The sequence below is a fragment of the Brevibacillus antibioticus genome (assembly GCF_005217615.1).
In the GTDB taxonomy this organism is placed as follows: domain Bacteria; phylum Bacillota; class Bacilli; order Brevibacillales; family Brevibacillaceae; genus Brevibacillus; species Brevibacillus antibioticus.
The window spans coordinates 3,890,511-3,903,008 of sequence record NZ_SZNK01000001.1 but is presented as its reverse complement, the minus strand read 5'-3'; the positions used below and the strand labels follow the sequence as shown (position 1 = coordinate 3,903,008).

The following is a 12,498-nucleotide window of genomic DNA, read 5'->3' as shown; positions in this document are numbered from 1 at the left end:
CTCCTTCTTTACGTGTTACATACCCATTGGTGCGCCGCCGCCACTCATCGGCATGACAGGTGCTCCTTCAGTCAGGGATTCGACAGGGCCTAAGATCACTTGCTCATCACCGTTAAGTCCAGACTTGACGTGGGTGAACAACTCATTTTCCATACCGGTTTCGACCTTCTGCTTTTTCGCAACACCATCAGCAGATACCCAGACAAAGGTGCTGCCGTCAGCATCTTGCTGCACAGCTTCGATTGGTACTTGCAAGGCATTATCGATTTTTTCGACGGAGATGTTGATGTCCACATGGAAGCCAGGCTTCAAAGCAGATAGATCTCCAGATGGCTTGAGGGTGACTTTGACGCGTGTTTTTTCACCTTGCCCCGACTTGGTGGCAGTAGTGGTCGCGGTTGGGGAGATGCGAGCTACTTCCGCATTCAGCTTTTTCTTTCCGAGTGTCACACCTTCAATCGTGGCAGACTGTCCGATTTTGAGCTTGTTGACATCGGATTCGTTGATGTCTGCTTCAATCAACAGATTGTTCAGATTGGCAAGGGTCAAGATTTCCGTTCCCTTGTTGACGTATTGACCGTTATCAGCAGCAACGCCAATGACAGTTCCATCCATAGGTGCTACGACGACGCTTTGGACTCGTTCTTTATTCAGCTGTGCTTTTTCTACATTCAGCTTGTTGATTTGGGCCTGCTGTGCGGCAATGTCCTCCTTGCGTGGCCCCTTTTGCTTGAGAGCGAGCTGTTGCTTGGCGACATTCAACGTAGATAGAGCACTATCCATTTGTGATTTCACCTTGTCCAGCTCTTGCTGGGTAGAAGCGCCAGAAGTGAATAATTGATTCATGCGATCATATTCCCGCTTGGCTGCATCGTATTCACGTTGGGCTTGGGAGACACGTTCTTGGTCCTGTGCGACTTCCTCCGGCTCGTTGCCGATTTGTGCCTTGGCGAGGTTGGCTTTGGCCAATTCCATTTGTGCTTCCATCTCGAGGATTCGGCTATTGACATCGGACGTGTCGATTTTTGCGATCACTTGTCCCTTTTTCACCTTGTCGCCTTCTTTGACGACAAACTCACGTAAGGTTCCAGTGACGTTGGCGTACTGTTTGAGCTTGTCTTCTACGGTGACGAGACCTGATGTCAAAACCTTGCTTTCCAAAGCTGATTTCGTTGGTGCGCCGATGTTGACAGGCATTCCCATAGCTTGTTGCGATCCTAACATGGAAAGCGCAACGCCCCCGATGCCGAGGAGGACTACGACGGAACCGATGATCCACCATCGTTTTTTCATGTTCATTCTCCTTGCTTTGGTAAGAACCATATTATTTCATTGCTCGAAAGGGTTTTACGCTAGTACTGGAAAAAGGTAACATGAAATGACGAATGTTCACATTTTGGACATAATTGAGCGCATGTTAATACGTTTTGTCGGAAAGTTCTTTGCCGCCAATTGCCGTGATATCATAGAAAGAGATGGGATGACGTTCCTCGGAGGGGAGCTATGAACAAAACGATTCGCTTTGATTACGCCAACGCTCGAGCCTTTGTCAAACAGCATGAGTGGGAGCAGCTATCTCCAGCGATCGAAATTGCGCATCACATGCTTCATTCAAGGACTGGACCCGGCAATGATTATCTTGGTTGGGTCGATTGGCCGGAACAATACGACCGGGACGAGTATGAGCGAATTCGCCAAGCGTCAGCACGGATTCAATCCGATTCGGATGTGCTTCTGGTGATTGGCATCGGAGGCTCGTATCTAGGGGCAAAAGCGGTGCTTGACATTTTGGGCCACAGCTTCTACAATTTGCTGCCGAAGTCCAAGCGACGTTTCCCGGAGATTTATTTTGTGGGCAACAATATTAGTCCGATTTATATCTCTCATCTAATGGACGTATTAGAAGGAAAAAATGTGTCCGTCAACGTCATCTCAAAATCGGGCACGACGACTGAGCCCGCTATCGCGTTTCGACTATTTCGGGAATGGCTGGAAAAGAAGTATGGACGTGAAGAGGCCAAAAAGCGAATTTACATTACGACGGATAAACAACGGGGAGCCTTGAAAAAACTGGCGGATGACGAGGGCTATGAGTGCTTTGTCATTCCGGATGATATCGGTGGGCGATATTCAGTCCTGACCGCGGTTGGGCTGTTGCCGATCGCTGTAAGCGGGGCGAACATGGATGCACTCATGCGAGGTGCCAAGGATGCACGCGAACGCTATATGGTCATGGATCTGCGTGACAATCCGTGCTATCTGTATGCGGCGATTCGCAATGCACTCTATCGAAAAGGCAAGACAGTGGAGCTGTTGGTCAGCTATGAGCCGCAGTTTCGCTACTTTGCGGAATGGTGGAAGCAGCTCTTCGGGGAATCGGAGGGCAAGGATGGCAAAGGAATTTTTCCAGCCTCTGCCGAGTTTTCAACGGACTTGCATTCGTTGGGCCAATACATACAGGACGGCATGAGGCATTTGTTTGAGACCGTTGTTTCTGTGACGAAGCCCGCTGTGGATTTGACTGTCCAGGAGGACCCTGCTGACGTCGATGGATTGAATTTTTTAACTGGCAAACGAATGGGATATGTCAATAAAAAAGCTTTCGAGGGAACGGTGCTGGCCCATGTGGACGGCGGCGTACCGAATCTGCTTGTGGAAATACCGGAGGCGTCAGCTTACTATCTTGGTGGACTGATTTACTTTTTTGAAAAGGCATGCGGAATCAGCGGCTATTTGCTGGGCGTCAATCCGTTTGATCAGCCAGGGGTGGAGGCGTACAAAGCCAATATGTTTGCCTTGCTGGGCAAGCCGGGCTATGAGCGGCAGAAAGCGGAACTGGAGGCTAGATTGCGCGAGAATAAGACGTATTTGACCGTTGAGGAGACAGCTGCCTATTTGGAGCTTCCTGAGACGTTTATTATGGAAAAAATCAAGCAGGGACGCATCCGTGCTGTTCATGACGGCAATGAGTACATCATTAATAAAGAGCAATTCAATCATCATCTGGAAGAAATTCGCAAGCTCCAGGAGTTCGAGGATGCCGCACGTCATGAGCCGATTCCAGAGAGCTACGATGTGAAGGATGAGGATTAACCAGCGGACGTGCTTGTCAGAGAGCTGCAAACAGGACTATACTTACAAAGGAATATCATAATGAACAAGCAACTTGGGGAGTCCTTCTTGCGGGGCTGAGAGGATGGAAGCTCGACCATCGACCCATTGCACCTGATCCGGATCATGCCGGCGCAGGGATACGGTTGCCGGCAGACAGCGCTTTTCGCCTTGATTGTTACCTATGCGCATGTAGCCCACCTTTTCCTGCTCGGGAAATGGTGGGCTTTTTGTTATGAAGAAGTGGGCATGTGGCTGTAGTGGAGAGAAGAATATTTCCAGTCTAGGCTCCAGGCTCCGTCCTGCTGGGGGCTGGGACTGCCCGCTCCGAAGGGATTCGCGGGGAAACGCAAAAGTGGTAGCCGCTTCGTAGCCCGGGCACGGTTGCGTTTCTGTTGCCCGCGAATCCCTTCTCCGCTCGGTAGGACTCCACAAGTCGCTACGTCTGGAAATATTCTTCTCTGGCGTAACTGAGTGCGTTCTTCATTAATGAAAAATCTTTAGGAATCGGATAACACGAAAGGCTCGTAGAGGAAACAGGAGAAAAAAGCGAAGATCTTAGGGACACCGACCGAGACTCCATGCAAAAAGCGAAACACGTTCTTAAGCGTCCACCTCTGATACACATCCTGAAGAGTCCACTTTGGACGCAGTTTCGCTTTTTGCATGGAGTCGGGCAGAGGGTCCTACAGCGGGTGGCCCTAGAATCTGAGCGTTTTCTCCTGTTTCCTCCACGCCACAACAGCAACGTACAAGACGTTCTTAGTCAACATGGTGAGGAGAGAAAAAGATGAGTGATTGTCTGGTAGTGGGTGGAGGAATTATCGGATTGAGCTTGGCATACGAGCTGTCACGGCGCGGGGTAAGCGTGACTTTGGTTGAGCAAGGCGAATGGGGAGGGCAGGCGTCTTCTGCTGCGGCCGGAATGCTTGCTCCTTTGAAGGAATTCACGGCACCTGGACCGATGCTCGATTTGGGCATGGAGTCACTTGCCCTATACCCTGAGTGGGTAGCGGAGCTTGCGGAATTGACTGGTGGAGACGTACAGCTAAGCCTGGATGGGTTACTGACCGTCGCGTTAAATGAGGAGGAAGTCCAACAGCTCGCCGACAAGTACCGTTGGCAAAAAGAAGCGGGACATGCTGTGCACTGGCTCTCGAATACAGCGCAAGTGAAAGAGGTAGAGCCGCTTCTGACCGATCAAGTGCAAGCGGCCATCTATTCGCCGTACGAAGGACACATCAACAATCGAATGCTTCTTCGCGCCTTGGCGACTGCTTGCCAATTGCAAGGAGTGAAGATGTTATCTGGCTGCGTGGTCAGCGGCATTGCGGTAAAAGGCGGAAAAGTGATCGGAATCGAGACCTCTACAGGGTCACTGCGTGCCTCACAGACAGTGATTTCCTCGGGAGCGTGGGTTGGAATGATGCTTTCGATGCTTGGTGTTTCCGTGCCGATTCGCCCTGTACGCGGGCAGATTGCGGCCGTCTCGTCCGTGGGCATTCCATTACGAACAGTTATTTTCGGAACGACAGGCTACATCACTCCGAAAAAAGATGGGAAAATTGTCCTTGGTGCGACTGAGGATGAGAGTGGCTTCCAGCGTGACGTTACAATGGCGGGTCTAGCCAGTATCCTCCAAGGGACAATGCCGTATGTTCCTGCGCTACACTCCGCTACCTTTTTGGAGGCTTGGGGTGGACTTCGACCTGCGACCCAAGATGGCAAACCACTCTTGGGCCCCGTTCCTGGCTGGGAAGGACTGTCGATCGCAGGGGGACATTTTCGCAATGGTATCTTGCTTTCCCCCGTCACGGCTAAATCGATGGCGGACTTTGTGGAAAAAGGGGAGACGGAGCGCCTCTTGCCATTTTTACCTGCCCGCTTTCTGTAAATTGGGCTAGTCTCGCCTAGATTCCGGTAACCTCCCCATGGGCACTTGTATATGGTAATAAAGAAACACCAGAAGGGGAGGAGTTTCCATGCAGTCTGATTCTGAAAAAAACCTTTATCAGGCTGACATTCAGTTTGTCAGCCTGTTAAAGGATATGCGAGAAAATGTGCACAACATTTGCAAGGAGCACGTGGAGAAAAAAGTGCGCATCGAAGCGATTGACGGGCAAGTGTTTGAAGGCGTCATTGTCGATTATGACGATCAGAACGTATACGTAGAAGTCGTAGACCAGGATGCGGAGGAAGAAGAAGTTTTCGAAGAGTATGATTATGAAAACGATGAGAACTATGAGGACTACAACCCTTATCAAGTAATGGAAGTGGCCAATCGGCAGCCGTATGGAGGATGGGGGCAATATCCTGATTATTACTTTCAGTATGTGAGCTATAATCCGTATGCAGGTTATCCTCCCTATGGCGATCTCAGTCCTTATGGAGGCAATCCATACTTTTCGCAGGCAAGTCCCTACGGCGATGAGTACAATCCATACGGTCAGGTCAGTCCTTTTGGCAGCTCCAACAACTCACGGGTCAGCCCATATAGCAGCAGTAATCGTCCCGCCCCCCAAGTCAGCCCGTATAGCAGCAGCAATCGTCCACCCCAAGTCAGTCCTTATAGTGAGCAGAAGCCACAGGTGAGTCCTTGGGAGCAAAATATTTCGCCATTTCCACCGTTCCCGCCGTATCCGCCATTTTTTTGTCCGCCACCCCCACCCCCACCACCCTATGTTTTGCCAAAAGTTCAAGGAAGAAGACGGAAAAGATGCCGGAACGGACGTAAAATCATTCCATTGGCGCTCTTTACGCTCCTGACCATTGTCTTGATTTAATGGTGGGGAAGTTACAAGCCTCTCAAGGCCATTAAGGCTTAGGAGGCTTGCTGCTTTTTGTAGATGTGAGAGTACAACCTCGCCTTTTGTCACACACTACGAACAAAACGGTGGACGTTTCTCGCAGGATAAGAAAGGCAGGGATTAACGATGAAACAAATAAACAGTAGCTTGCCAGGCACCCGGGCGACATTTGGCTATTTTCGTGAATCGCTTCAGCCGCATTTTACATTATCCAACTGGGATTATGAGCAAGGGTACTTCGACCGGGCGCTGGATGATAAAAACATGGTCTATTTGCGCTTGCCTGTAAAAGTATTGCAAGGCGAGCTCGATAGCCCGGATGCATGGCTGGAACTGGGGCGACCGTTTGTGATCAGGCATGTGTACCAGACTGGGGTAGAAGAAGATATCGGCTACACGGAGGCGCTCGCTTCGGGCTTGATGAATCAGTTTCAAGAGCCGGTAGACAAGGACGCGCAGATTGATTCGAGATGGATTCGAAAAGCAGAGGCAATTGTAAAAGAGCTGGAGAATCGCCTCGCGTGAGACAGGCCGTAGATAGGCCTGTTTTTTTCTTATTCATGGCAGGGAAAATATAGGTGGCCAAAGAATGGTAGCACATGGAAAAAGTGAGGTGGAAATATGGCTTGGTACCATGCAGTGGCGAAATGGTATTGGAAAATCCGCAAGCCTCTCACCTTGGGTGTGCGTGTCATTGTTACGAATGAAGAAAAGGGAGTCTTGTTAATTCGGCATACGTATGTCCATGGCTGGTATTTGCCGGGAGGAGGAGTGGAGCGAGGAGAGTCGTTTGGGGATGCTGCTCGCAGGGAGTTGTGGGAGGAGTGTGGAATACGAGCGGACGGACTTACCCTCTGCCATCTTTTTTACAGTGAGCGGGAAGGGAAACGAGACCACATTGCCTTGTATCATGTCGACCTCACACCTGACCAAGATTTGCATAAGGATGACAAAGAAGTAGCGGAAATGCGCTTTTTTGCTTGGGATGAGCTTCCTCAGGAAATATCACCAGCTACAGAGAGGCGTTTATCTCAATTTCGCAAGCAGTCCTTTCATAGTGACCGCTGGTGACAAGTGGGATTTTATGCAAGTCGATTTTTCCTATGGTATAGTGAAGACAAACAATAGAGCGTGCAAGACCGCTTGTAAGGATAAAAGTGAGGGCAGACCAGCATGAAGATTGCGACTGTACTGCGAAATGATGATTATACACGAGAAGTGGAACAAGCCTTGAAAGAAAAGCTGCAAGCAGCCAATAGCCCGTTTACCTTCGTCAAGGGACCGGCTGAACAACCGGATATGGTGTTGTCCATCGGGGGAGATGGGACACTTTTGGAGGCCGTACATCAATACGGGATCGAGCCGTCCTATGTGGGGATTCATACGGGCCATCTCGGCTTCTATGCGGACTGGCGACCCGAGGAGCTGGACGAATTCGTTGAGCGTTTGATGAACGATGAGCCTCTGATCGCTGAATACCCGACGGTTCAATGCAGGATCAGTACAAGAGATGGAAAGCAGTACGAAAAGTGGGCGTTGAATGAAATGGTTTTGCGTAACGCGAATTTGTCTACCTTGGTGTCATGCGTCTATATAAATGGCGAAGAGCTGGAGACGTTTCGCGGTGACGGCTTGATCGTTTCATCACCGTCAGGAAGTACAGCCTACAACAAGGCGGTGGATGGAGCGATTGTTCATCCGTCCATTGAGGCGATTCAGTTGTCCGAGATCGCTTCGATCAATAACCAAGCGTATCGGACGATCAACAGCTCACTTGTATTGCCGAAGCACCATGAAATAGAGCTGATTGTCATGAATCCTGAGATTATGATCGGCTTGGACCGCGAGCAGGCAGTATGGAAAGATGTGTGTTCCATTCGTTGCCGAGTGGGACCTGACAAAGTGAAATTCGCTCGCTACAAGCGACTGACGTTTTGGGGGCGGGTTCGCAATTCGTTTATATCCGGATAGAGAAAGCGTTGGGGAGGGGCACCAAATGAAAAAAGTAGGAACACTACAGACCATTTTCCGTCATCCTGTCAAAGGAATGCGGGGGGAAGAGCTATCATCAAGTACGATCGATGAATTTGGCTTGTATGGAGACCGTGCCTATTATTTTAGGGATAATGCTCGTCAAGGGAAGTATCTGAGTGCGGATGTTGTACCCGCTCTTATCGGGTATCACGCCAGCATGAGCGAAGGGACAGGAAAAGAAGCGTATCCGCCAATTCGGATAGAAGCCCGAGATGGCAGTGTACATACGTGGGATGAAGCTTTATTTGCCCATGTCGCGGAGACTGCGAAACGCTCCATTACACCGATGATTAGTAGTCCGCAAGAAGGCGGCGTGAACTGGGAAGACCACATTCTGTTGGTCACGGATGCATCTCTTAAAGAGATCGCGCGGCAGATTGGCGCAGAACAGGTAGATCCACGACGCTTTCGGGGGAATTTGGTCGTTGTCCTGGAAGATGATGAGCCGTTTGCGGAAGACAAATGGCTGGGCAAACAGATCAAAATCAATGATGTGACCTTGCAAGTCAACAAGCACTGCGAGCGCTGTGTATATGTCAATATCGACCCAGAAACGTTGGCGATGACTCCTGCTGTATTGAAGGCATGCGTCAAGCGTCACAACAATCACTTCGGTGTTTATGCTTCAGTTGTCACGACGGGCAGTGTGTCACAAGGCGATGACGTTTTTTTAGTGGAGAGGGAGAGTGACGGGGAATGATCGCAAGCCCTTTGGAAAAGGTTCGCAGCTACGTACAACGCTATGATTCGAGCATCGAGCCGATTTTGTTTGAACAGCCGTTGCCTACGTCCGAGGTCGCTGCACAGGCATTAGGTGTCGAGATCGGCCAAATCGCAAAGTCGATCTTGTTTCGGGTGGATGAGCAGTTCGCCTTGTTTGTTGCAGCAGGCGATGTACGTGTCCATCCCAAGCAAGTGAAGGCAGCATTTGGACAAGGAAAGCCAAAGATGGCAACGCCGGAAGAGGTAGAAAAAATGACAGGCTTCCGTGTCGGAGCAGTTTGTCCGTTTGCTTTGCAGGAGGAAGTGCCTGTCTATGTGGATCGCTCCTTGAAGCGTTTCTCGGTCGTTTATACGGCTGCTGGCATTGCGGAATCACTTTTGCCAGTCACTTATGAGGCCTTGTTGGAGATGACAGGAGCGAAGGAAATCAATGCGGCTTCACCAGAAGGGGATGTATCTTGAAAAAGTTTGTAGCTTCCATCGCAGTAGTAGCCATAGTCGTAGCCGCTGGTCTTGCCATACTCGGAATGTCTAACCAGACGACTGCAATTGATAACAACATCTCTCATTCTGCTACCTCGTTTAAAGAGATGACAACAGACACCTACCTGAGTCATTACAACAAAATCAAAGAAGATTTAGCTGTGAAAGGAATACATACCCTTCCTTTTCAGCTGGAGCTAGACAAGCAAACGAATTACTACCGCTTTTATTATCCAAAAAAAGAAAATTCGGCAAACGAAAAAGCGATATGGGTAAGCGTTATGCTGAGCAGTGATCAAAAAACAATCGATGGGATCATGTATGAAGGGGTCCCAGACGTTCATACAGTGAAGGCGATGATCCAAGCTACTGGACTTACCTGGACTCCGGAGTTGGAGCAGTTCATTGCAGTTACCAACGTTGCAAAAACGCCAAAAGAACTGGTTGTTTCCGGTGTGAAAGTAACGATCGAAGGAACGCCAGCACAAATAAAAGTAATGGTTGACCCCGTGAAATTAGAAGCTCCGAAAAAATTATAATCTTGAACGAAAATAGTGGTTGGCAGGAGGGTATCGCTGCTCAACCACTTTTTGTTTTCAGCTATAGCTTATCCGTAATGAACTGACTCGCGTTTCTGCACGATTTGGAATAGCTTCATGTAAAGAACGGCACTCAACAGAGAGCATAGCAAGATGAACGTGAAAACACCAATAGGCATGATCCACTCGGAAAGAATGACGGTTACGGGAGCGAGGAAGCGGCCGAGCGAGTACTGCAGGTTAGCGGCACCCATGTACTGTCCGCGTGCATGTTCTGGTGCGTATTTGCTAACGAAGCTCTGCTCGACCGGAGTTCGCATCACTTCCCCTACTGTAAAGACGACCACGCAACCGAACAACAACCAGGCATTCGTCGTGAATCCCACCAAAAACATGCCCATACCAAATAGCAAAGAGGACAAGAGGAAGACATTCCGGTCGCTCCAGCTCTCAAACCATTTGGTAACAGGTAGGGCGCACAGAACAAACAGAAGGCCGCTTATTCCCAGCATCCATCCGAAAATCTCCGTATTGCTAAGCGAGAGCGACCAGACATTCCACGAAAGCAGCGTCTGCGCTGGGACGAACTCTTTTACATAGACCGCCAAAAATAAATCGAGCTGCACGATTGCGATCGTTATCAGCATGCCTGCGAAAATATAGATGGCGAAGGCTTTGTCGCGTAGAATGACGGTGTAGCTCTGCCATTGCTCCTTTATAACGGAAGGGAAATGGATGGAGGCGACAGAGCTTTTTACGGACTGTGGCAGTGTCTCTCTCACATTGCTCCAGATTGCAATCGAATACAAAAGAGTGACAAGCGCACACGTCCACAGCAGCCCACTGCGGTATTGAAAGAAAAAGATGGCCCCCAGAGCGGGTCCCAATACGGCGCCAATGTTCATGGCTGTAACGAAGGTAGCGAAGATTCTGCGTCTGTCTTTTTCGGAGGTCAGATCAGCAACCATCGCAGAACTCGCCGGGCTGTATACCGCTTTGCCAAGCCCGATTCCAATAAACGCAAGATAATCGATCCAAGAAGAGAGGGAGAAGGCAAACAGCACAAACATGCCTGCCTGCAAAAACGCTCCTGACAGCATGACATATCGACGACCAAATCGATCAGCCAAATAGCCGCCAAAAAGATTGCCGACCATACTCATAATCGGTGGCACTGTCATGAGTAACCCGGCAACATTTTTGCCAAAGGTATCACTAAAGTGGAGGGTAAGAAAGGGAAAGTACATCCAAAACAATAGGTTGAAAAGCGTCTCGCCGATCAATCTGGTCTTCAGGTTCAGATCCCATGACAGCCATTGCACAGCAGGTTTACCTCCTGTTTTTGATTCCCTGGCCAGGTACACCTACTTTAGTGCAAATTTTCAAAAAGATATAGACTTATAATCATCCGTCGGTTACACTAATATCATAAGGGCTAAGGGATTAGACCCTGGCTTAAGATGTGCCACTTTTAGGTATTCGCTTCTAACACAACAAATAAGCCGACACTTCCTTGTGAAAAGGGGTGTCGGCTTTTCGCATACTGTTATTTGACCATCCATTGATAAAAATGAACGTCGTGCCACTCTCGGAATTTAAATCCCACCTCTTGAAACTTCCCTGCCAATATAAAATCGAACTTCTCGTGCAGCTTCCACGCTGGCGTCATTTCCGCCTACGATTCCGCTCACGATCGTGTGGTATTCGAGCTGTCTGGCACACTCCAGAATTACACTCATCAAGGTAGTGCCGACACCTTTTGCAATATCCGATCACGTTCCCTTCGTATTCTGCGACGATGATCGTTTAAAATAACGAGAAAATATCGAGTGCATGCATCAGCAGCGCTTCGATACGGAATGATACAATAGCTTCTGATGAAGCGGATATACGATCGAATCATTTACCTTACACAAACGAAAGGAGACATATGTACACAATTAGCAGATTTTCTCAGCTTTGTAAAATGAGTCCGCGCATGTTGCGACACTATGACAAGGAAGAACTTTTGAAGCCCTTGCATGTCGATGAAACGAATGGGTACAGATACTATGAAAAAAGTCAATTAGAAACCGCATTACTCATTAATAAGCTGAAAGAATATAGATTTTCTCTGCCGGAGATTAAGACGATTCTTCAGACATCAGACAGGAAATTTTTTATCGAATTCATCCACTCGAAAATAAATGAATTGTCCAATGAGGTGAATCGTTATAGACAAATCATTGCAGAAATGCAGGAGATGATTGAAAAAAAGGAAGATATCATTCGAGGAAAGAGAAGAATGTACGATATATTGCTCGGAATGAGAAATGAAGTAAGTATCATCAGTCAAAGCTTGCAAATTCATATTGCGGACATGGACAAGTACATTGATTCTCTATACGAGAAGGCGGAAGAAAATCATATTCAGTTACTTGGTGCTCCGTCTGTCTTGTTTTTAGATGAAGAATTCAACCCTGAAAACAGTAATATTGAGTTGATGATCCCGATCATTCATGAGGACGGCTGCGATACATCAATCGAATGGCAAATCAAACAGCTCCCCGAGCAGTTTGTTGCTACTACTTTGCATTTCGGAAGTTATGACGATATCGGATACGCGCATATGGCGCTTGAAGAGTGGGCAGATAACAACGGCTACCGTCTGGATGGTCTGCCTTACGAAACCTACTTGAAAGGCACAGAATGTGATTGCCCTATGGAAGAGTATGTGACACAGATTAGTGTTCCTATCATGAAAAAAGCTAGACAATAATTGCTTGACCTTGACACTATGTCAAGGCTTATTCTACTTCTGC

13 protein-coding genes, 1 pseudogene and 1 riboswitch are annotated in these 12,498 nt (G+C 48.6%); of the genes and pseudogenes, 11 read left to right on the top strand and 3 right to left on the bottom strand.

The window, feature by feature from the left end; translation table 11 throughout:
* Nucleotides 1-15 precede the first annotated feature (15 nt).
* Nucleotides 16-1,293, bottom strand: coding sequence for an efflux RND transporter periplasmic adaptor subunit (locus tag E8L90_RS18580; protein ID WP_137030734.1), 1,278 nt, complete (start codon nt 1,291-1,293; stop codon nt 16-18).
* Nucleotides 1,294-1,503: 210 nt separating this feature from the next.
* Here E8L90_RS18580 and E8L90_RS18575 point away from each other — a divergent pair.
* From E8L90_RS18575 to E8L90_RS18530, 10 genes and pseudogenes are all read left to right on the top strand, one after another.
* Nucleotides 1,504-2,853 (top strand): annotated as a pseudogene (locus E8L90_RS18575) (glucose-6-phosphate isomerase); the annotation flags it as partial.
* On the top strand, nt 2,848-3,093 hold the full coding sequence (locus E8L90_RS31250; RefSeq protein WP_309139218.1) for an excisionase family DNA-binding protein: 246 nt from the start codon (nt 2,848-2,850) through the stop codon (nt 3,091-3,093). The pseudogene E8L90_RS18575 and the gene E8L90_RS31250, both read left to right, overlap by 6 nt.
* 64 nt (nt 3,094-3,157) lie before the next feature.
* Nucleotides 3,158-3,272: riboswitch (TPP riboswitch) on the top strand.
* Between the two features lie 629 nt (nt 3,273-3,901).
* Entirely contained in the window at nt 3,902-5,005 is a 1,104-nt protein-coding gene (thiO, locus tag E8L90_RS18565; protein ID WP_137030731.1) for a glycine oxidase ThiO, read from the top strand.
* A gap of 88 nt (nt 5,006-5,093) precedes the next feature.
* Nucleotides 5,094-5,894: an LSm family protein gene (locus E8L90_RS18560; RefSeq protein WP_137030730.1), complete on the top strand. Its 801-nt coding sequence runs from the start codon at nt 5,094-5,096 to the stop codon at nt 5,892-5,894.
* Between the two features lie 150 nt (nt 5,895-6,044).
* Nucleotides 6,045-6,443 (top strand): YugN-like family protein, encoded by a 399-nt coding sequence (locus tag E8L90_RS18555; RefSeq protein WP_137030729.1) that lies wholly within the window; start codon nt 6,045-6,047, stop codon nt 6,441-6,443.
* Nucleotides 6,444-6,539: 96 nt separating this feature from the next.
* Nucleotides 6,540-6,989, top strand: coding sequence for an NUDIX domain-containing protein (locus E8L90_RS18550; protein ID WP_137030728.1), 450 nt, complete (start codon nt 6,540-6,542; stop codon nt 6,987-6,989).
* A gap of 102 nt (nt 6,990-7,091) precedes the next feature.
* On the top strand, nt 7,092-7,889 hold the full coding sequence (locus E8L90_RS18545; protein WP_137030727.1) for an NAD kinase: 798 nt from the start codon (nt 7,092-7,094) through the stop codon (nt 7,887-7,889).
* Nucleotides 7,890-7,914: 25 nt separating this feature from the next.
* On the top strand, nt 7,915-8,652 hold the full coding sequence (locus tag E8L90_RS18540; protein ID WP_137030726.1) for an MOSC domain-containing protein: 738 nt from the start codon (nt 7,915-7,917) through the stop codon (nt 8,650-8,652).
* The gene (locus tag E8L90_RS18535) at nt 8,649-9,137 is read left to right on the top strand and encodes a YbaK/EbsC family protein (protein ID WP_137030725.1); all 489 of its coding nucleotides are present in this window, start codon (nt 8,649-8,651) and stop codon (nt 9,135-9,137) included. Before E8L90_RS18540 ends, E8L90_RS18535 begins: the two co-directional genes overlap by 4 nt.
* Complete coding sequence (locus tag E8L90_RS18530) at nt 9,134-9,697, top strand: hypothetical protein (RefSeq protein ID WP_137030724.1); 564 nt, start codon at nt 9,134-9,136, stop codon at nt 9,695-9,697. The genes E8L90_RS18535 and E8L90_RS18530 overlap by 4 nt, the downstream gene beginning before the upstream one ends.
* Nucleotides 9,698-9,765: 68 nt before the next feature.
* Here the strand turns inward: E8L90_RS18530 and E8L90_RS18525 are convergent, their stop codons facing one another.
* Together E8L90_RS18525 and E8L90_RS30885 are read right to left on the bottom strand one after the other, a co-directional pair.
* Nucleotides 9,766-11,019 carry an MDR family MFS transporter gene (locus tag E8L90_RS18525; RefSeq protein ID WP_137030723.1) on the bottom strand — a complete coding sequence of 418 codons (1,254 nt, stop codon included), beginning with the start codon at nt 11,017-11,019 and terminating at the stop codon, nt 9,766-9,768.
* 273 nt (nt 11,020-11,292) lie between these two features.
* On the bottom strand, nt 11,293-11,439 hold the full coding sequence (locus E8L90_RS30885; RefSeq protein WP_244297283.1) for a hypothetical protein: 147 nt from the start codon (nt 11,437-11,439) through the stop codon (nt 11,293-11,295).
* 188 nt (nt 11,440-11,627) lie between these two features.
* On the opposite strand from E8L90_RS30885, the gene E8L90_RS18515 reads away from it, so the two are divergent.
* Nucleotides 11,628-12,455, top strand: coding sequence for a MerR family transcriptional regulator (locus E8L90_RS18515; protein WP_137030722.1), 828 nt, complete (start codon nt 11,628-11,630; stop codon nt 12,453-12,455).
* Nucleotides 12,456-12,498 lie beyond the last annotated feature (43 nt).